The sequence below is a fragment of the Mycolicibacterium agri genome, from assembly GCF_002553505.1.
Taxonomy (GTDB): domain Bacteria; phylum Actinomycetota; class Actinomycetes; order Mycobacteriales; family Mycobacteriaceae; genus Mycobacterium; species Mycobacterium agri.
Map to the genome: position 1 here is coordinate 1 of NZ_PDCP01000090.1, position 20,590 is coordinate 20,590.

At 67.1% G+C, this 20,590-nt stretch carries 15 protein-coding genes and 3 pseudogenes; 4 read left to right on the plus strand and 14 right to left on the minus strand.

What is annotated here, in order from left to right; genetic code table 11:
- The 8 genes and pseudogenes from CQY20_RS34960 to CQY20_RS28685 all read right to left on the minus strand — a co-directional run.
- A pseudogene (locus CQY20_RS34960) lies at positions 1–493 on the minus strand (hypothetical protein); the annotation flags it as partial.
- Between the two features lie 329 nt (positions 494–822).
- Entirely contained in the window at positions 823–1,470 is a 648-nt protein-coding gene (locus CQY20_RS28655) for a 3-oxoacid CoA-transferase subunit B (protein ID WP_003890004.1), read from the minus strand.
- Positions 1,467–2,252, minus strand: a complete 786-nt coding sequence (locus CQY20_RS28660) for a CoA transferase subunit A (RefSeq protein ID WP_003890003.1) — start codon at positions 2,250–2,252, stop codon at positions 1,467–1,469. Before CQY20_RS28660 ends, CQY20_RS28655 begins: the two co-directional genes overlap by 4 nt.
- Before the next feature lie 10 nt (positions 2,253–2,262).
- The gene (locus CQY20_RS28665) at positions 2,263–3,060 is read right to left on the minus strand and encodes a hypothetical protein (RefSeq protein WP_003890002.1); all 798 of its coding nucleotides are present in this window, start codon (positions 3,058–3,060) and stop codon (positions 2,263–2,265) included.
- Between the two features lie 77 nt (positions 3,061–3,137).
- Positions 3,138–5,438 carry a hydantoinase B/oxoprolinase family protein gene (locus CQY20_RS28670; RefSeq protein ID WP_097943931.1) on the minus strand — a complete coding sequence of 767 codons (2,301 nt, stop codon included), beginning with the start codon at positions 5,436–5,438 and terminating at the stop codon, positions 3,138–3,140.
- A gap of 35 nt (positions 5,439–5,473) precedes the next feature.
- Positions 5,474–7,603, minus strand: coding sequence for a hydantoinase/oxoprolinase family protein (locus CQY20_RS28675; protein WP_097943933.1), 2,130 nt, complete (start codon positions 7,601–7,603; stop codon positions 5,474–5,476).
- Between the two features lie 21 nt (positions 7,604–7,624).
- A complete protein-coding gene (locus CQY20_RS28680) occupies positions 7,625–8,053 on the minus strand; it encodes an acetone carboxylase subunit gamma (RefSeq protein WP_006900985.1) in 429 nt (142 codons plus the stop codon).
- A 45-nt stretch (positions 8,054–8,098) separates the two neighbouring features.
- Positions 8,099–10,006, minus strand: a complete 1,908-nt coding sequence (locus CQY20_RS28685; protein ID WP_003889998.1) for a hydantoinase/oxoprolinase family protein — start codon at positions 10,004–10,006, stop codon at positions 8,099–8,101.
- A 211-nt stretch (positions 10,007–10,217) separates the two neighbouring features.
- Here CQY20_RS28685 and CQY20_RS28690 point away from each other — a divergent pair, with 211 nt between their 5' ends.
- The 4 genes and pseudogenes from CQY20_RS28690 (at position 10,218) to CQY20_RS28705 (ending at position 15,995) form a co-directional block, all read left to right on the plus strand.
- A complete protein-coding gene (locus CQY20_RS28690; protein ID WP_003889997.1) occupies positions 10,218–12,071 on the plus strand; it encodes a sigma-54-dependent Fis family transcriptional regulator in 1,854 nt (617 codons plus the stop codon).
- A 177-nt stretch (positions 12,072–12,248) separates the two neighbouring features.
- Positions 12,249–13,799, plus strand: a complete 1,551-nt coding sequence (locus CQY20_RS28695) for a class I adenylate-forming enzyme family protein (protein WP_097943935.1) — start codon at positions 12,249–12,251, stop codon at positions 13,797–13,799.
- Positions 13,796–14,962 (plus strand): thiolase domain-containing protein, encoded by a 1,167-nt coding sequence (locus CQY20_RS28700; RefSeq protein ID WP_003889995.1) that lies wholly within the window; start codon positions 13,796–13,798, stop codon positions 14,960–14,962. The genes CQY20_RS28695 and CQY20_RS28700 overlap by 4 nt, the downstream gene beginning before the upstream one ends.
- A gap of 64 nt (positions 14,963–15,026) precedes the next feature.
- A pseudogene (locus CQY20_RS28705) lies at positions 15,027–15,995 on the plus strand (NAD(P)H-quinone oxidoreductase).
- 9 nt (positions 15,996–16,004) lie between these two features.
- On the opposite strand, the gene CQY20_RS34605 reads toward CQY20_RS28705, so the two are convergent.
- The 6 genes and pseudogenes from CQY20_RS34605 to CQY20_RS28735 form a co-directional block, all read right to left on the minus strand.
- Complete coding sequence (locus CQY20_RS34605; protein ID WP_131588725.1) at positions 16,005–16,244, minus strand: hypothetical protein; 240 nt, start codon at positions 16,242–16,244, stop codon at positions 16,005–16,007.
- Positions 16,245–16,407: 163 nt separating this feature from the next.
- A complete protein-coding gene (locus CQY20_RS28715; RefSeq protein ID WP_371871015.1) occupies positions 16,408–17,643 on the minus strand; it encodes an IS256 family transposase in 1,236 nt (411 codons plus the stop codon).
- Positions 17,607–18,750: pseudogene (locus CQY20_RS28720) on the minus strand (IS3 family transposase). Before CQY20_RS28720 ends, CQY20_RS28715 begins: the two are co-directional and overlap by 37 nt.
- A gap of 33 nt (positions 18,751–18,783) precedes the next feature.
- Complete coding sequence (locus tag CQY20_RS28725) at positions 18,784–18,978, minus strand: hypothetical protein (protein ID WP_133119154.1); 195 nt, start codon at positions 18,976–18,978, stop codon at positions 18,784–18,786.
- A gap of 190 nt (positions 18,979–19,168) precedes the next feature.
- Complete coding sequence (locus CQY20_RS28730) at positions 19,169–20,122, minus strand: restriction endonuclease subunit S (protein ID WP_234816460.1); 954 nt, start codon at positions 20,120–20,122, stop codon at positions 19,169–19,171.
- A complete protein-coding gene (locus CQY20_RS28735) occupies positions 20,122–20,370 on the minus strand; it encodes a hypothetical protein (protein WP_174814672.1) in 249 nt (82 codons plus the stop codon). Before CQY20_RS28735 ends, CQY20_RS28730 begins: the two co-directional genes overlap by 1 nt.
- Positions 20,371–20,590: the final 220 nt, after the last annotated feature.

Below are 20,590 nucleotides of genomic sequence, written 5' to 3' on the forward strand. Positions count from 1 at the left end.
GGGCCGGCCACGGTTGATTGCGCGGGGCGCGGGGCTGCGGGCGCGACGTGAGCGGGCGCTGGCGCTGCGGGAGGCGGTGCGGTCCGGTTGGGATTCGGCAGCGGTGGAGGAGGCGATGTTGGGGGGCCAGCCACGGTTGTGGTGACTCAACGGGTTTCACACCGCGCACATCCCGGTCTCCCAGCGCCTCCACCACCGGCGCCAGCGCCGCCTGGTACGCCGCTCGCGTCGCCTCGGCGATGCGCTGGACAGCAAGCCAGCGCTCGACAGCCGCGGCCACCGTGACGACCTCCCGGGCTTCTGTGGCCTGTGCCGCCGCCTCGCGCTCGATGCGCTCGTCGAGGTCGTCCAGAAAGCGGCCGGCCTCGGCCGCGGTCTCGAACCGCCGGCGAACCTGTCGCCGCTCGCCGTCGGGGTCGATCACCCAGCGCCGCACCTCATATCGAACGGCGTTTCCCACACGGACTTTCTTGACGCCATTTCTCAAAGCCACGGCGACACAATAGCTACGAACGTGTCATCTGTGTGTCATACCGGTCACTCAGCCCCATGAGACAGGTCAAGGGCGGTTACTCGAAACCGCCCTTGACCTGCAGCGGAAGGGATCTGAACTCCCGGTGGCTTTACCCACGCTCGCTTTCAAGGCGAGTGCATTCGGCCGCTCTGCCACGCTTCCCTGACCAGCAAAGGTACGTCAGAGTCCGGCCCTGTCGAGCACCACCCCGCTCCCTTCCCACAGGTCCGCCGGGCGAGGGGATCGAACGCGGGAACGACTGCGGTCCGGCCGGCAGGGTGTCCGCCCGACCGGCCGGACCGTCTGGCCTACACCGCATCCGGGACGGCGACGCGCACGGGCGCGCCGGTGGCGGCCACCGCTTCGTCGGCGGTGACCCCGGGGGCCAGTTCCGCCAGCTGCAGGCCGTCGTCGGTCACATCGATCACCGCCAGGTCGGTGATGATGCGATCCACCACGCCGGCACCGGTCAGGGGCAGGGTGTTCTCCACCAGGATCTTCGGGGAACCGTCCTTGGCACAGTGCTCCATCACGACGATCACCCGACGCGCGCCGTGCACCAGATCCATCGCACCGCCCATGCCCTTGACCAGCTTTCCGGGAACCACCCAGTTGCTCAGGTCGCCGCGCTCGCTGACCTGCATGCCGCCCAGGATCGCGACGTCGACCTTGCCGGAGCGGATCATCCCGAAGCTCGTCGCCGAGTCAAAGAAGCTGGCGCCCGGGATCACCGTCACCGTCTCCTTGCCGGCGTTGATCAGGTCCGGGTCCTCGTCGCCGGCGAACGGGTATGGGCCGAGTCCGAGGATGCCGTTCTCGGACTGCATGACGATCTCCACCCCGGGCGCCACATGCCCCGGGACCAGGGTCGGCAGGCCGATGCCGAGGTTCACGTAGTCGCCGTCGGAGAGTTCGGCAGCGGCGCGCGCGGCCATCTGATCGCGGGTCCAGCTCATGCGGACACCTCCTCCAGCTCGCGGACCGTGCGACGCTCGATGCCCTTGTCGGCCGCCTGGGCCACGGTCAACGGCAGCACGGCGTCGACGTAGATGCCCGGCAGGTGGATCTCGTCCGGGTCGAGGTCACCGGGATCGAGGATGTTCTCGACCTCGGCGACGGTGTACTTCGCCGCCATCGCACAGAGTGGGTTGAAGTTGCGCGATGCCTTGCGGAACACCAGGTTTCCGTGGCGATCGCCCTTCCAGGCCCGCACGAACGCGACGTCCGGGCGCAGCGCCTCCTCGAGCACGAACGTCCGCGGCGCTCCGTCCCAGACGAACTCCGCCTGTGGTTTCGGGGCCGACGCCACCGCCACCGCGCCGTCGGCGTCGTGCCGCAGCGGCAGGCCGCCGTCGGCCACCTGGGTCCCGACGCCGGTCTGGGTGTAGAAGGCGGCGATGCCCGCCCCGCCGGCACGCAGCCGTTCGGCGAGGGTTCCCTGCGGCGTCAGCTCGATCTCGACCTCGCCGGTGAGGTACTGGCGTTCGAGCTCCTTGTTCTCCCCCACGTACGAGGCGATCAGCCTGCGGATCTGTCGGTTCTCCAGCAGCAGCGAGTTGCCGATGCCCGGGATCCCGCAGTTGTTCGAGACCACGGTGAGGTCGCGAACGCCGGTGCGTGACAACGCCTCCAGCAACACCGCGGGGATGCCGCAGATACCGAAGCCCCCGGAGGCCACCATCATCGAGTCCGATACCGCCGACACCGCGGCGTCGGCGGAGGGTGCGGTCTTGTCCATGTGTCCCCCTTCAGGCGAGTCGGGCCAGCTTCTCGAGCACTCGCTCGGGCTGTGCTGAGGCCGGGATGCCGGTGAGCAGCGCGTCACCGGCGGGGATCTCGTCGTCGTCGGACCAGAACCCCTCCGGCAGAAGCGAGATCGTGGTGCCGTCGCTCGTCTCCACCTGGTCGTCGGTGCGCAGGGCGACCACCCAGTCCAGGTGCGAGGCGATGTTGGTGATCGCGCTGTAGTCCGACACCGACTCGGGCTGGGCGATGGGATCGCCGACGCGGGCCCGGGCGTCGAGGAGGACCAGCGCCACCGGGAGTTCCGCGAGCTTGCCGAGCCATTCGGCGATGTAGGTCGACGCCATGTCGGCGCGATCCGGGTCGACCTCGTCCAGCCCGGTACCGGCGACGCCGTGCGCACGACCGAGCCAGCGCGCCGGCGACGGGAGCGAGAGGACCAGCGGACGACGGGCCGCGTCGGCCAGCGTCTTGGCGGTGCGTTGCACACCCGCGACGCCGTCCTCGTCGGCCAGCAGGGTACGGAGCGCATACCCCGTGCGGGAGCGCGCGCCCATCGCGGCGACCAGTTCTGGATCGGCCACCAGGTGCGCGCCCTGGACCGCGCCGACGTCGAGCCAGGTGGCGTCGGGATCGAGTAGGGCATGGACCTGGCCCTGGTGCCCGGTGAGTGCGGCCAGGTCGGCCCACGGGATCGGCTGACCCTGGCGGATGACCGCGGTGGCGTAATCGGTGTGATCGATCAGGACCGGACGGGTGCGCCCACTGGCCGGCGAGGCGATCAGAGACTTCAGCGATGACATTGGTTTCTCCAGAATCGGTGTCGACCGGAAGGCCGGGTGCACCCGCGCGGGGTTACGGGTGCACCCGGCCGACCGGATCAGGCCAGTCGTTGGACGTTCTCGCCGTACTTCGACTCAAGCTCGGCGATCCGGGCCTCCAACTGTCCGATCTTGACCTCACGGCGGTCCGGGATCATGATCGGCGGCAGCTCGGCCAGCGGGGCGACCACGCGCTCGGGGCCGTCGATGGTGAAGACCGTGGCGGTCAGCTCCTCGACGTCTCCCCACGAGCCGTAGTAGTGGACGTCGGCCGGCGGCTCGTCCTGGACGAACTCCTTGCAGAACTCGTCGAAGGGCTTGCCGCGCTCCAGGCGCGCCTTGCGGGCGGCATCGCGCTTGGCGTTCGTCGCCTCGACGTCCAGGCGGAAGTTCACCGGGTCGTAGACCACGCCGAAGATGTCCTCGGCCACCTTCTGGGTGATGCGGCCCAGTTCGGCGTCGTGGACCACCGATTCGGGCAGACGCTCCAGCGGATCGCCGTAGCCGCCGCCGGCGCCCTGGCTGATCATGTACAGCTCGCCGTCCTTGGCCAGGTCGAACTGCAGGCCCATGTGGTAGGTCGAGTAGCGACCGTCCTCGAAGGGCTGCTCGTTCATGACCTTCTCGATCGACAGGTCGAACTTCTTCGGGTCCTTGCGGATGTGCTCGTAGACGTTCGTGCCCTTGACCATGCACAGCGGGTATGTGCCGCAACCGTATCCGCCGTACATGCCGTAGATCGAGGAGAACTTGGCGCCGGAGGTGACCGTCATGAAGCCCCACTGCGGGGTGCCCTCGGCGGCGACGATCATCTCGTAGCCCATGCCGCCGGTGAACTTGCCGAAGCCCATGTTGTCACGCACCAGCCGCTTGGAGACCAGCTGCATGAACGGGACCTCTTCCTCCATGACCTCCTGCTCGGCGGTGTCGGCCATCGCGCAGAACAGCGGCGAGACCGCGTCCTCACCGTCGCGGAAAGGCTTTGCGCCGCCGGGCATGCCGTTCAGGTCGGCACACAGGTTGCCCACCATGTCGCCGTGCTGGGTGATGCCGCCCCACAGGAAGGTGTTGATCTGGTTGAACCAGTTGGCCACCACGTTGGAGTACTTGTTCGGCGTCGAGAAGCTCATCCGGCTGTAGAGCGCCTGGAAGGCCGAGAACCCGCGGAACGACGCCTGCAGCGACTGGCCCATCGGGGCGTCGTACGACGCGTCGGCCCAGGTCCCCTCGTCGGAGATGATCTCGATGCAGCTCATCGCCGAGGTGCAGCGCGGCAGGTCCGGCCACCAGAACGCCAGGATCGCCTGCATGAACATCGATTTCACCGAACACAGCGGCGAGTTGATGGCCCGGTTGAGGATCTCCGGCCCGGTCCCGCGCAGGTCCACGATCATCTTGTCGCCCTTGATCGTGATCTTGCAGGCGAACTTGATGAGGATGTTCTCCTTCAGCGTCGAGTCCATGAACTGGTCGAAGCGGTAGGTGCCGTCGGGCAATTCGCTGATCCGCCGGCGCACCTCGGCGTCGACGTCCTCGACCGTGACGCGCAGGGCCGCGACGAAGGTGTCGACACCGACCTCGTCGATCACCTTGTCGATGCGCTCCATGATCTTGCGGACCGCGGTGATCTTGACCTTCAGGTCGGCCAGCTGCAGCTTGGGGTCGCGCACGGAGTGCTGCAGGAAGGTCAGCAGGTCACGGCGCAGCTGGCCGCGCTCGACGATCTTGAACGGGCTCATCCGCAGGCCGTCGTCGAACGGGGTCTCCGAACCGGACGGCATGCCGCCGGGCTCGCAGGCGCCGTTCTCACCCTCGTGGATGGTGGCGGCCACCCAGGCGATGATCTCGCCGTCGCGGATGATCGGCATGATCATCGACTGATCGGTGTTGTGCACGTTGCCGAAACGCGCGTCGTTGTGGATGAAGCCGTCACCCTCGTGAACGCCCACCGTGGGCTCGTCCTTCCAGTACTTCATGATGTACCGGATCGGGTGGTGCAGGATCGCGCTGAACGCGATCACGCCGTGGCACGACAGGTAGGAGACGTCGCCGCTCGCGGTGTAGATCGCGGTGGTGAGGTCGCCCCACTTCGCGCCGGGTGCGGCGCCCTGGGCCTCGCACATCTCGTAACCCTCGTCGAGGGCGCCGGCGATGCGCTTGCGGATGCGCTCGACCTCGATGCGGTCGACGCCGACGGCGATGGCCGCCTCTTCGTGGTCGGTACGGGGCGCGATCGCATGGCTGCGCATGATCTCCGGGTCGGGCCCGAGGAACAGCGTGGTCTCGTCCATGAACTTGTCGACCCACTCCTGCTCCTGCGGGGTCAGGACGCGGCTGTCGTGGTCGTGAACTGCGGTCATGATGAACTCTTCTCTCGCTTGGAATGGTTTGTGGCTCAGTCTTGCAGGAACCAGACGGCACCCTGGCGGGTGGGCTCGAGGCGCCACTCCGGTTCGACGAGGAACGTGGTGTTCTCGGTGGTGACGATGGCCGGGCCGTGGATGACGTGCTCGTGGGTGAGTGCGCCCTGGTCGTAGACCGGGGTGTCGAGCGCCTTGTCGTGGCCGATGAAGTGGACGTTGCGCCGGGCCATCGGGGTCGGCTCGGTGCGGTCGCCGCCGGCGTCGAGGGAGTCGAAGTTGACCACGTCGCCGTCGACGTAGGACGCCACTCGGATGGTGTTGCACCGGATTCCGGCCTCCGGTGCGGCCGAGGACGCGCCGAAGCGGTGGCTGTAGACGTCGCCGAAGGTCTTGATGATCTCCAGCACGTCACCGACGCCGTTGATGCGGCTGATGCCGTCGAGCGCCACCGCCTGGGTGAGCAGCTGATTGCCGTAACGCATGTCCACCTCGAGGCGGTACTTCACCTCATCGCCGTCGAATCCCTGGCGCACCAGGTCTTCTCGGCCGCAGGCCTCCAGCTCCTCGACCACGGCGTTGAACTCGTCGTACTTGTCGTACAGCGTGCGGGTGGTTGCGTTGTAGAAGGTGACGTGGACGCTGCGCTCGTGGAAGTGCAGCTGCTTCATGTTGCCGGCGCCGCAGGCGGAGAACACCGAGGAGAACGGCGGGGCCAGGACCCGGCGGATGCCGGCGTGGCGGGCGATGCCGCAGGCGTGCAGCGGGCCGTTACCGCCGTAGGCAAGCATGGTGAAGTCCTCGGGAAGGTAGCCGCGCACGCGCAGCTCCTTCCCGATCCCGATCGCCATCTGCTCGTCGACGCTGTCCTTGATCACCCGGGCAATGTCGATCACGTCCATGTCCAGCGGATCGCACAGGGTGTCCTCGATCGCCTGGACCGAACGCTTGGGGTTGAGCTTGATGTACCCGTTGGCGTAGTTCTCGGGGTCGAGGTAGCCGAGCAGCAGATCGGCGTCGGTGACGGTCGGCCGCAGGCCGCCCCGGTCGTAGCACGCCGGCCCCGGGTTCGAGCCCGCCGACTCCGGCCCGATCTTGATCGAGTTGTGGATGCGGTCGTAGCTAGCGATCGACCCGCCGCCGGCACCGAGGGTGTCGAGGTGGACCATCGGCACGCTGACCAGCCACCGATCGATGGTCGGCAGGAAGTCGTAGTGCTTGACGCCGCCCTCCGGCACCAGGCCGATGTCGAAGGAGGTGCCGCCCATGTCGGTGGAGATGACGTGGCCGAGCCCGGTCTCGGCGGAAAAGTGCTCGGCCGCACCGACACCCGCGATCGGACCGGAGTGGATGGTCTGCAGCGCATCGGTGGAGTTCATCTGCGCCATGCCGCCCGAGTTGTGGATGACCAGCATCGGCTTGTCGTACCCGGAGTCGCGCAGGTTGTTCGACAGCTGCGACAGCGCGTGGAACATGATCTCGTGCAGGAAGGCGTCGATGATGGTCGACGTGGACCGCACGTACTCGCCCTTGCGGCCGGACACCTGATGGCCCAGCAGAACCGGGATGGCGCCGAGCTCGTGCGGCGGGAACTCGTCGAGGATGATCTCCTGGATCGCCAACTCGTGCACGGGATTCTCGGTGGCGTTGACCAGCGAGACGACGATGGCCTCGGCACCCTCGTTGACCAGTTCGCGCACCGTCTTGCGCACGTCCTCCGGGTCGAGCGGCGCGACGATCTTGCCGGCGGAGTTGATGCGCTCCTTGACCGAGCGGATCAGCTGACGGGGCACGATCGGGTCGGGACGCTCGGCGGCCGGCAGGTTCTGCTGCATGGTGTAGTCGAGGCCCTCGCCGTAGCCGCGGCCTCGAGACAGCGGGATGGTGTCCTCGAAGCCGTGGGTGACGATGGCCGCCACCTTCGGTCCCTTGCGCTCGATCAGTGCGTTGGTTCCGAGAGTCGTTGCGTAGCGGACGGAGTCGACCTCGCTGAGCACGGTGTCGCGGTCGAGGCCGGCCCGCTTGCAGGCCAGGTCGAGGGCCTCGTTGAAGCCGAGTGCCAGGTTGTGGTGGGTCGTCAGGGCCTTGGCGTCGACGTAGATGTCGTCCCAGACGAAGAAACAATCGGTGAAGGTACCGCCAATGTCGACGGATATGCGCTTCATGGTGCAGCTCCTATGTGGTGGTCAGCGGATGTGGCCGATGGCCTTCAGTGCGGCGGTGTACTTCTGGGCGTCCTCGCCGGGTCCGTAGTTGAAGACCTCTTCGGGATCGACGCCGCGTTCCTCCCACTGCTTGCGCAGCGCGGCGACGTCGATGACCATGTCGACGGTCGGCGGATGGCCCGGCGGCAGGTACTCGACCTCGATCTGGGTGCCGCATCCGGGGCAGTAGTACTCCAGGATCCGGCAGTAGGTGGGGTCGGGGCTGAAGGTGTACTCGTAGCGCTCCGGGTCGATGATCGGCTGGTGGATCTCACGCGGATCGCGGTCGTACACAAGCGTTCCCGGCTTGTAGTTGTCGTGGGCGGAGCCCATGTCGTGTTCACAGACCCGGCACACCCAGCGTTCGGTGTCCAGATCGATCACGAGGTACTCGGTCATGGGGACTCGCATCTCGAGTCCTCCTCTCAGATGTCGGTGTCTTTCAGGGCGGGGATGTCAGAGGGTGTCGGTGAGGAGCAGGTCTCCGGCGGAGGTGACGCGGAACTGCCAGCCGGGCAGCACGCGGGCGGTGAAGAACGGGCCCTCGACGATGGCCGGCCCTTCGCCGGAGTTGCCGGGCGAGAGTTCGTCGAGCACGTGCACCGGCACCTCGTCGACCTGGTCGGCGCCGCTGCGCACCCGGCGGGTCCCGATGCTCGGCGCCGGGGTCGGGGTGACCTCGGTGTCGGCGGTCAGTTCCGGCTGGGACAGTTCGGCAGTGACGGTGAACCGCAGGGTCGCGAGCTGCTCGGGGTAGTCGACCGCGTCGCCGGGGATGTAGGGCCGCCGCTCGGCGATGTTGCCGTCGATCCCCTCGATGATCAGTTCGCTGGAGACCGTGCAGTCGGCGAGGGCGTACCCCTCCTGGAACATGTCGCGCTCGGCCCGCTCGACCAGCTCGGCGTGGGTGGCCGCAGCTGCCTCGGTGGTGGCGACGGGGACCGTGACCTCGTAGGTCTTGCCCACGTTCGAGAAGGAGATGCCCAGTGCGGAGAACACCGCGGCGGTGCGCGGGATCAGCACCCGCTTGACGCCCGCGACGCGCGCCGCGCCCGCGGCGCTCATCGGGCCGGCCCCGCCGAAGGCGGCGAGGGTGGTGTCGGCGTCGACCAGGTGGGAGAAGGAACCGGCGACGGCTTCGAAGTACGCCTGCTCCATCCGGACGAGGGCTTCTTCGAGGCCGACCCCGAGCGGCTCGGCGATGGTCTCGGTGATGACCGCCTTGGAACGCTCGGCGTCGAGCTTGAAGGTGCCGTCCAGGTAGGTGTCCGCGTCGAGCACGCCCAGCAGGAGGTTGACGTCGGTGATGGTCGCCTGCTTGCCGCCGAATCCGAAACAGGCGGGACCGGGTGCCGCGCCGACCGACTGCGGGCCGACCTGGATCTCGCCGTCGACCACCTGGATCACCGACGAGCCGCCGACGCCCTTGGAGTGGACCTCGCTCATCGGGTAGGAGATCGGCACGCCCTTGATGGAGCCGCGCTCGCGGGTGGCGACCTGCTCGCCCTCGACCACGCCGACGTCGGTGGTGGTGCCGCCGATGTCCATCATCACGACGCGGTTGAGTCCGTAGACCCGGGCCAGGGCAGCGGTGCCCTCGAGGCCGCCGCGCGGACCGGACGAGTAGGTCTTGAGTGCCACGGACTTGGCGACGCGGGAGGAGGCGCCGTCGTTGCGGTAGACCAGCAGCGGGTTGGCGACCCGGAACTCCTTGAGCCGGCGTTCGGCGCCGTAGAGGAAACGCTCCATGGTCGGGTGCAGGAACGAGTTGATGACGCACGACCAGGTGCGGCGGGCGTCGTCGCGGTCGCCGGCGAGGTCCCAGCTGTAGATCACCGGGATCGAACCCAGCAGCTGGCGGGGGAACTTGCGGAGCAGGACGCTGCGCAGGCGGCGCTCGTCCTCAGGGTTGGCCGCGGTGACGACGACGCGCGCCGCGCCCAGCGTGGTGAGCCGGTTGACCGACTGGACCAGCTCGAATTCGAGGTTCTCGTCCTCGACGTCGACGGTCAGGTAGCGGTCGGCGATCAAGCCGTCCCACAGGTCGTTCTCCGCGTCGGACTTGCGCATCACCGTGTCGAGGTTCGACAGCGTGGTCAGGATGCCGATCATCGGTCCGCGGCGTTCGACGAGGGCGTTGGTGCCCTGGGTCGTCGAGTACCGGATGTGGTCGGTGGCGTGCAGGATCTTCTCGAGGTCGGCCTGCCCGTAGAGGGACTCCGACACCTTCTCGATGCCGCTGAACAGGCACTCGGACAGGTCGTGTGGCGTGGTCAGGGTCTTGGTGAAGGTGAAGCCCTGGCCGTCCCAGACACAGATGTCGGTCAGGGTTCCCCCGTTGTCGATGTTGATGAGTGTGGTCACTGGGGCGCACTCCTTGGTCCGGGAGTTCTCGATGGAACTCGGTTGGTGGGGACCCGGCGTCGTCGTCGGGTTCGGGAAGTGACGCAGACCACTGTGACGCGTGTCTCACATCCTCGATCTGTCCCAAGTTCGGACACTTTCGGGGGTTGGTTGTGTCCCGCATCACAGGGATGATGGTTCAGTCATCTTCCGAGGAAGTGAGGAGACGAGCGTGCTCAACGCCACGAATCGAATGCTGCGAACCGCCGCGGCCAGGGCGGATTTCCTCGAATCGGGCAGATCAGGCGCAGCGGGCGTACCCGACATCGTGGCCGCCTCGTGGGAGCGCAGCCAGGCTGCCGGCGTCGACCACTCCCAGCCGTGCACCGACTTCAGCGACGAGATCGACACCGGCTCCCTGCTGATGCGCTGCGCCCGCCCGGTCCTGCGCCAGCTGGGCACCGATGTCGGCGACACCCCGATGGTGATCGCGCTGACCGACAGCCGCGCCCGCGTGATCCAGCGGATCGACACCTCGGGCGCGGTCGGACGCCTCCTGGACCGAGTGAACTTCGCCCCCGGCTTCCGCTACTCGGAGGACTCGATGGGCACCAACGGGGTCGGCACCGTCTTCGAGGCGGGCCAGCCCATCAGCGTCGTCGGCCCCGAACACTTCGCCGAGAACCTGCAGACCTTCGCCTGCACCGGCGCCCCGATCATCGACCCGGTGACCCGCCGCATCGAGGGCGTCCTGGACATCTCCACGCTGAGCACGGGCTGGAGCCCGCTCATGCACACCCTGGTCAAGGCGGCCGCCAAGGACATCGCGCGCAACCTGCTCCTGGACCGCAGCCAGTCCCAACAGGCGATCTTCGACACCTACATCCAGATCGACGCCAAGGCCGGACGCCAGGCGGTGCTCGCCTTCGGCGATTCGGTGTTCATGGCCAACGCCGCAGCTCAGGCCCTGTTCTCCAGTGCCGAGCAGCAACTGTTGCGCGACCACGCCCTCTTCATGATGGGCCGGCGGGACAAGGCCAGCGACACCATCGCCCTGCCCGACGACCGGCTGGTGACCCTGCGGGGAACCCGCATCCTGGTGGGCTCGGAGGTGGCCGGACTGGTGGTGATCGCCGAGATCGCCTCCGCCCCGCGCTTCGGCCTCCCCGGCGACTTCGACGAGCACGTGCTGCCGCAGATCGCCATCGCAGGACATTCGTCGTCGCGCGTGGTCGGGGACCTGACGCGTCAGCAGCGCCAGAGCGTCGCGATGGGCTCGACCCCGGCCTGGGTCAGGGCCTGCGAACAGGTGCGTCAGGTGCTGACCGAGAACCAACCCGCCGTGGTCATCGGCGAGAGCGGCTCGGGCAAGTTCACCCTGGTCGCCGAGATCTTCCACGACGCCTTCCCCGACGCCCGCAGCGTCAGCATCGACGCCTGCCAGATCGTCGACGAGGTTGACACCGACGTGGATCTGGACACCATGCTCGCCGGCCAGGCCTGCCCGACCCTGTTCATCATCCGCAACATCGACCAGGCGAGTACCGAAGGCGCCGAACAGATCTCGAACATCCTCAGGGCGCTGGCCGAGCACGAGGAGCCGACGTGGTGCGTGGCGACGCTGTCGGACTCCTCGCTCGATTCGGACCTGCCGTTCCAGATGCTGCTGTCGCACTTCGAGGTCGCGATCACCGTCCCACCCCTGCGGTTGCGCACCGACGACCTGCCCCAGATCGTGGCCTCGGTCCTCCGGCAGATCGCCCCCGAGCGTCGTGTTCGCCTGAGCCCGGCGGCGATGCGTGTCGTCTCGCGATACTCGTGGCCGCGCAACGTCACCCAGCTGACCGAGGCCCTGCAGCACGCACTGCGCCAGCGCCCGGTGGGCGAGATCCAGGAGCAGGACCTCCCCGGGTACTGCCAGACCACGGTCTCGCACAACCTGACCCCACTCGAGCAGGCCGAACGCGACGCGATCGTGGCCGCCCTGCGCGAGTTCGACGGCAACCGGGTGGCGGCGGCGGCCCACCTCGGGATGGCCCGTTCCAGCCTCTACCGCAAGCTCCGCACGTACGGGATCACCGCCTGACCCTCCTGCCCTCTGCGACGCGCCAAACGGCCACCTCACCTCGAAATTCCCTGGGCGACGGCCCTTCCGGGACCCGTCGTCCAGGTGTCTCGGGAGTGGTTCCGTGCTGTCCACGGCCCGAGACTGTCCCAAGTTGGGACACGGCGACCCCCCGGACAGGTGACTACCGTCACAGCCATGGCCGAGACCTTTGCTGCCCTGTGGAACCGAGCGGTCCGCGACCACGGTGCGCGCGAGTTCCTGGTGTTCCGGGATCTCGACGGCACCGTCTCCTCCTGGACCTACGACCGCTTCGACGACGTCGTGGGCCGGGTCGCGGCCACCCTGGCCGAGCGTGGCGTCGATGCCGACACTCCGATCCACGTGATGCTGCGCAACTGTCCGGCGTTCATCGCGATCTGGCTGGCCACCGCTCGGCTCGGCGCCTGGTTCGTCCCGGTCGATCCCGGTTCGACCCCGCGCGACGTCGCCCGTCAGCTGCGCCGCATCCGTCCCGCGGTGACGATCTGCGCCGAGGAGTTCGAGGAGACGGTCACCGCCGGCGGCGCCGAGCAGGCGATCGCCCTCGCCGAGACCGCCGCCGACCTCCGGGACGGTTCGCCGCTGGTCGGTTCCGACATGTGGCAGGAACCTGCGAGCGCGGCACCGGACGACCGGCTCGCGGTCATGTTCACCTCCGGCACCACCTCCGAGCCCAAGGGCGTGGTGCTCACCCAGGCGAACTACGCCCACGTCGGACGGACCATGGCCGACCTGGCACAACTCCGCCCGCATCATCGCTGGTACGTGTGCCTGCCGCTGTTCCACGCCAACGCGCAGTACTACTGCTTCGCCTCGGCGATCGCGACCGGCGCGTCGGTGGCCCTCACCGCACGGTTCACCGCGAGTCGCTGGCCGCACGAGGTCGACGAACTGCAGGCCACCCATGCCAGCCTGTTCGCCGCGCCGATCAGGATGATCCTCGCCCGACGCCGCGACGACGCGCCACGGCTGAGCCTGCACCATCTCTGGTTCGCCCAGAACCTGGCCCTGGGCCACTGGTCGGAGATGGCGAGGCTGTGCGGTGCCGCCCCACGGCAGATCTACGGCATGACCGAGACCGTCGCCGTGGTCACCGCCAACGACCCCGATCGTCCCACCCATGACCGGATAGGACCGGAGATCGGCGGTCGCGCAATCACTCTGATCGATCCGAACACCGGCCGACCGGCCGCCGACGGGGAGCCCGGCATCCTCACCGTGGCCGGGGTGCGGGGTCGCGACCTGTTCGCCGGTTACCTCGACAATCCCGCCGCCGACGCCCGCGCCTTCGTCGACCTCGACGTGCCGACGCCCGACGCCGACCTTGTGTGGTTCAGCACGGGTGACCTCGTACGGCGTTGCGACGACGGCCAATTGGCGTTCGTCGGACGCGTCGACGACGTGGTCAAGGTGTCTGGCGAGAACGTCTCGCTGACCGAGATCGAGGCCGCACTCGCCGAGGCACCCGGCGTCCTCGAGGCCGCGGTCCTCGCGATCGACGACCCGATCCGGGACCACGTTCCCGCCGCCTGGATCGTGCCGGCCGACAAGGACGTGCCGCCGTCGCCGGAACAGTTGCGGCAGTGGGCCGAACAGAACCTGCAACCCGCGGCGCGGCCGCGCCGGTGGACCGTCATCGACGAGTTGCCGCGCACCTCGGTGGGCAAGATCCGCCGTTTCCAACTCGCAGCACAGGAGAGAGCATGACCAGCACACGCATCGGCATCACCGGGGTGGGCCACACCCGCTTCGGCAAACTCGTCGACGACGACCTGTCCTCACTGGTGTCCGCGGTCACCACCGAGGCCCTGTCCGACGCGCAGGTCGACGCCCGCGAGGTCGACGAGGTCTTCGTCGCCCAGTTCAACAGCGCCCTCACCGATTTCGCCTTCCCGTCCTCCTTGCCGATGCGAGCCGCACCCGGCCTCTGGGGCAAGCCCATGACCCGGGTCGAGAACGCTTGCGCCTCGGGCACGGCCGCCGTCCACCAGGGCGTCAAGGCCATCCTGTCCGGGACGGCCGACACCGTGCTCGTGGTCGGCGTGGAGAAGATGACGCACGTCGACAACGCCACCGTCGGGCGTGCACTGCTCGGCGCCGACCCGCAGCGCGCCGGGACCGATTTCCCCGGCGGCTTCGTGGGCGTCTTCGCCGAGGTGGCAGATCAGTACGCCCGACGCCATGAGATCGACGACCTCGGCGACGTGCTCGGCCGGATCGCGGCGAAGAATCATGCGAACGGGTGCGCCAACCCCTGGGCACAGGTCCGCAAGGATCTCGGCGTCGAGTTCTGCTCCACCGTCTCCGAGCGCAATCCGGTGGTGGCCGGGCAGCTGCGCCGCACCGACTGCTCGCTCGTCAGCGACGGCGCCGCCGCGCTCGTCCTGCAACGGAACCCGTCGTCGGCACTGGCCTGGGTCGAGGGGTTCGCCCACGCCAACGACCACCTCGACCCCGACCGCCGCGACATCACCGACTTCGCCGCCGGCCGGCTGGCCACCCAGCGCGCCCTGGAGATGGCGAAGCTGTCCCTCGCTGACATGTCCCTCGCCGAGGTGCACGACTGTTTCACCATCGCCGAGCTCATCGTCTACGAGATGCTCGGCCTGACCGAACCGGGTCAGGGACGCCGCGCGATCGAGGAGGGGTGGACCGCCCGCGACGGCCGGTTGCCGGTCAACGTCTCCGGCGGGCTCAAGGCGAAGGGACATCCGGTCGGCGCCACCGGCGTGTCCCAGCACGTGATCGGCGCACTCCAGCTGGCCGGTCGCGCCGGGGACATGCAGCTGACCGACGCGCACCACGCGCTGGTCCACAACATGGGCGGCCTGGCCGTCGCCAACCACGTCACCGTGCTGGCCGGTTCCTGACCGGTTCTGACCGGGCGGATCGAAGGCCCTCGGGCCCACACGCCGCTGTGGAACCATCGACACCGTGAAAGCCATCGTCGTCGAAGCCGAGAATCTGTCCCTGCAGGATGTCCCCGACCCGTCACCGGCCGCTGGCGAGGTGGTCATCGACGTGGTCGCGGCGGGAGTGAATCGCGCCGACCTACTTCAGCGCGCGGGCAACTATCCGCCACCGCCAGGGGCGTCGGAGATCATGGGCCTCGAGGTGTCCGGCCGGATCTGCGAGCTCGGCGAGGTCGTGTCGGGCTGGCGGGTGGGCGACGAGGTCTGCGCGCTGCTCGCCGGCGGCGGTTACGCGACGAAGGTCGCGGTGCCGTCCGAGCAGGTGATGCAGGTGCCCCGTGGCGTCGACCTCATCTCCGCGGCCGCGCTGCCTGAGTTGGCATGCACCGTGTCTTCGAACGTCTTCGACACCGCCGGGCTGTCCACCGGCGAGCTGCTGCTGATCCACGGCGGGTCGAGCGGCATCGGCACCCACGCCACGCAGGTCGCGCACGCGATGGGCGCGCGGGTCGCGGTGACGGCGCGTACCCGGGAGAAGTTGGCGAGATGCCGCGAACTCGGCGCGGAGATCCTCATCGACTACACGAGCGAGGACTTCGCCGCGGTCCTGCGAGACTAGGGCGGCGCCGACGTCATCCTCGACATCATCGGCGCCAAATACCTGGCGTCGAACGTCAAGGCCCTGGCCACCGGCGGCCGTCTGGTGATCATCGGCATGCAGTGCGGCACCAAGGCGGAGCTGCCCATCGGGCTGTTGCTCGGCAAGCGGGCATCGGTGATGGGCACGACACTGCGCTCCCGCCCCGTGCACGGTCCCGGCGGCAAGGCCGAGATCGTCGCCGCAACGGTCGGCCGGACCTGGCCGCTGATCGAGTCCGGCAAGGTCAAGCCGGTCGTCGACCGCACCTTCCCGCTCGGCGGGGCGGCCGCCGCACACAACCACCTCGACAGCGGAGACGCGATCGGAAAGGTGTTGCTGACGGTGGGCTGACCCGGCCGGTCACTCCTCGTCTTCGGCGTCTCGCTCGCGCTCGCGCCGTGCCGCTTCGATCACCTCGGGCGGGACCGGCTTCTTCAGCCGATCCTGCATACGCACCAGCCCGGTGGCGATCAACCCGACGGCGAACACCGCGATGACGATCCAGGCGGCCACGGACATGGGCCATTGTCCGACCGGTGGGGTCGGCGCGGAGTCGATCGCGTCTTTTCGCTCGCGGCAGGACGCACTGCCGGCCGTCATCGCCCACGACCGGACTCACTGTGCCGCAGCGGCCTCCTCGGCGTCAGCCTCGTCGACGGTGGCCTTGATCTTGGCGAACGCGACCCCGAGCGCCGCGAACTCCTCGGGTGTCATCAGTTGAGGAGGGACTGTCCGATGAACGGTGTGTGAGGCCCGGCGGTTTTCAGTGAGTGGTTCTTTCGAACCGTCCGGCAAAGGTGATCGCGAACGCGTTCAGCGCGGGCTTCCACCTGAGCACCCAGCGTGCCCTCCCGCCGCCAGTGGGGTCAAGCGACCGTGTCACCAAGTACAAGCACTTGATCGCCGCGGCCTCGTTCGGGAAGTGCCCGCGCGCCCGGACGGCGCGCCGGTAGCGGGCGTTGATCGACTCGATCGCGTTGGTCGTGCAGATCACTTTGCGGATCTCAACGTCGTACTCCAGGAACGGCACGAACTCCGCCCAGGAAGAGCGCCAGAGCTGCACGATCGCCGGATACCGTTGTCCCCACTCGGCGGCGAACTCCTCGAATCTGTCCTTCGCCGCTTGTTCGGACGGGGCGGTGTAGACGGGCTTGAGCGAACGGACGATCGCGTCCCGATGCTGCCTGCCGGCATAACGGAACGAGTTGCGGATCAGGTGGACGATGCACTGCTGCACGACCGTCTGCTCCCAGGTGGTGTTGATCGCCTCCGGCAGGCCCTTCAGCCCGTCGCAGACGGCGATGAGGACGTCCTCGACACCGCGGTTCTTCAGCTCGGTGAACACGCCCAACCAGAACCGGGCGCCCTCCTGGCCGTCCCCGGCCCAGATGCCGAGGATGTCGCGCTCCCCGTTCACGGTGACGCCCATCACGACGTAGAACGCGGTGTTGCGGACCTGCCCGTCACGGACCTTCACCACGATCGCGTCGACGAAGATGACCGGATAGATCGGATCCAGCGGGCGACTGGCCCATTCGGCGAGCTCCCCGGCGACCTTCTCGGTGACCCGGCTGATCGTGTCTTTGGAGACCTTCGCCCCGTAGACCTGATCGAAGTGCGCGGCGATCTCCCCGGTCGTCAACCCACGGGCGGTCAGCGACAGCACGATCTGGTCGATGCCATCCAGGCGGCGCTTGCGCTTGGGGACGATCACGGGCTCGAACGACCCGTCGCGATCCCTGGGGACTTCGATCTCGACCGGCCCGATCTCGGTGAGCACCGTCTTCGTCCTCGTCCCGTTGCGCATGTTCTCGCCGATCGGGGTCCCGCCGTGCTCGTGGCCGAGGTGTTCGGTCAGCTCGGCGTTCAGCGCCGTTTCGAGAACGTTCTTCGTCAGCTGGTTTGGCGAGTCCCCGATTTTGAGTCCACCCGGTTCTAGAGTCGGGTTGGTTTGATCCGTTCTCAGTTCGTGGTGCAGGCCACCGGGGTGTGGGTGCATCTGCAGGCTGCAGCGTACTCGGCCGGTGTGCGGTAGCCCAGGGCCGAGTGGCGGTGGCGGTGATTGTGGTCGTGTTTGAAGTCGCCGATGACCACGCGGGCTTCCAGCAGGGTGTTCCAGTGGTTGCGGTTGAGGCACTCCCTGCGCAGGCGGTTGTTGAACGATTCGATGTAGCCGTTGTCCCACGGGCAGCCCGGCGGGATGTAGACCAGCCCGGTCTGGTTCTCACAGAAGCGCTGCAGCGCTTGGGAGACCATCTCTGGGCCGTTGTCCAGACGCAGCACCTTCGGCGGGCCACCGTGGGCGGCGAACACCTTGGTGAGTTCGGCGACCAGGTGTTCGCCGGTGATCGAGCGCTCCACGATGTTCAGCAGCGATTCGCGGGTGTGTTCGTCGATCATCGAGGCGATCTTGATGGCCTTGCCGTCGACAGTGGAGTCGAATTGGAAGTCGATGGCCCACACCACCTTCGGCGCATCAGCCTTGACAGGAGGTGCCGAGGAGACCCCGGCCCGCTTACGTGGACTGCGGATGCGGACCTGCAGGCCCTCTTCGCGCCACAGGCGGTGGACCTTCTTCTTGTTGACCTCACGGTGTTCGTCGTAGCGCAGCGTCGCCCAGGCGCGCCGGAATCCGTGGCAGGGGTGTTTGGCGGCGTAGGCGCGCAGCCAGGCCCTCAATTCGGCATCCGGATCGGCCGGTGTCTGCGCGGCCGGCAGGCGACGGTAGGTGGACCGGGTCAGCCCAACAACCTTGCACGCCAGCCGCTCCGAGATGCCCAACGTGGCCTTGAGCATGTCGACGGCGCGGCGCTTGGCTGCTGGGCTCAGAATTTTCCCTTCGCCACCTCCCGCAGGGCGTCCTTCTCCAGCTCGGCCTCGGCCAGCAGCCGCTTGAGGCGAGCGTTCTGCTCGCGCAGCTGTTTGAGTTCCTTGGCGGCGTCGGTGTCCATCCCGCCGTAGGTGCGGCGCCAGTTGTACAGCGTGGCCGCCGACACCCCAGCTCGGCGGCGATCTCCTCACCGGTCCTGCCCTCGGCAGCCAGCTCATCCGCGCGGCGCAACTTGCGCACGATGTCCTCCGCGGAATGCCGCTTGCGACCAGCCATGTTCTCCATCGTCCCTTCCAGCCCGACCTCGGGCTACAGGACTCTAAAACCAGCCGGTCTCATCCATGGGGAACACGCCAGGTTCAGCAGCCCTCCCGGGCCGACCAGGCTCACGCCTTGCTCCTTCGCCTGCGCCAGCAACCGCTCGGCGAGGTCCTTCTGATCGATGATCTCTCCCGTCACGGGATCGATCATCGCCTCTTCCAGCAACTCGGTCGTGTCAGCCACGGCCGTCTCCTTTCGGATCAGGCCGGACCTCACCCACCGTTATTCAGACAGGCCCGCTGCACCTCGCAGCAGTTTTCGGAGTGTCGCATGGAACTGCAGTGCGTTACGCAGAGGCGGCTGCGAAACTGCTTGGAGATGGCGCATGAGCGGTCAATTTCGTTCCGGTGGAACTCTCTCAACGACCTCTGTGTCAACTCTGGAGTGAAGCTACTACTCCCGAGAAGGGGAGACCACGCATTACCGTGTCCATGTAGTCCCAGTCTGGATCGCCATCGCTGTTCACTGGCAGTCGAATCTGGGTTTTCTTCATGCGCGTCAGATTCCACTTGTAGCCGTAAGTGAATCGGCCACGTTCGAATCTGATCACTGCTGCGGCGAATAGGAGCGCTAGGCGGGAAACATCCGTCTTAGGGGTGAGGACCTGAACGTCGTCGGATGCAAAGAACGGCTCGTCTTGGTAGAAGGCGATTCCAACCGAGTTGCCGTTGTAAGGCACAGTAAGACAATGCCGGTCGAAGTTGGGCTCCAGGTCGCAGAGGTCAGTGATGCCGTTGTTCTTTTCTGATGCGCCAACAAATCTGGTGCCGCCGGGTTCCCGATCTGCTTTAGTGAGCCGCTTTCCCTTCCTGACTGTGAAGATGTCGTCGAGAGCGAACAATCTCCACGCCTCAGTAGGGCTTAGGGCTACAGGTGGGCCTGCTGGCTGCGAAAGGCCGTTGTATGTAGGCAACTTCAACTCGCTCACCCACGCTGGAACCTCGTCAGGGACAGCGAGAGAGCCTAGGGTTCGGTTTGCTTGTCGCCCGTAAGAGAACCTGTACCTGTTCTCCCATATGCATCGGCACCACCACAGTTTCTCAACCGTTGACATCTCCGGATTCTTTGCGGCGAGAATCATTACGTCTCGTCCACACACGAACGGCTCTGGCTGCACGAACGAGGAGAGGACGCCGTTGCCTCCCAGAGCTACGGTGATCTCACCGGGCTGGCCAGGTTCCACGTCGACTAAGACTCGCGCTGTCACCCCGTTGTTTCGCATTGCTCGAGATACGAAGTTGATGCCGTCGGGTGGGGAAACCTGTCGGAGCGCGTTGAGTTCGAGCGAGTGTCCGTACCGTAGGTCGAAGATGTCGCTGAGTTTCATCAGTCCTCGTCGCTACCAGTTTCGATACTGTCAGTGCCCCTTAGTATGAATAGCGCGTGATCGAGCAGGACGCGTTCTAAGTCTTCCTTGGTCAGTTTCGAGTAGTCCGTTTCCATGTAGGCCTCGACGACCCATTCATCTTCTGCGGTAACCTGTTTCATAACAGATTTGCCGGGATGGACTTCTCGGTTGCGAAACATCGACACCCATCGGTCCCTAATTTCTGGCCAGGTGCCGTTCTTATCCACTCGTCCAAGATTCGAGCAATGATCAATACCTGTGGATGAGCCTTGGCGTGGGGGCGTGAAAATGGGCGCACCTTCCCGAGGATGATCATCACGGAATCAGGTATTCGATCAAGACCGGCGTTGGCGCGCTGGTTGGGAAGGTATGAATCGCCCTGGATTCGCCGGAGGCTCGAGCTATTGGATTCCGACCAGGGGTTGGTCGGTCCGTGATGCATCGTAG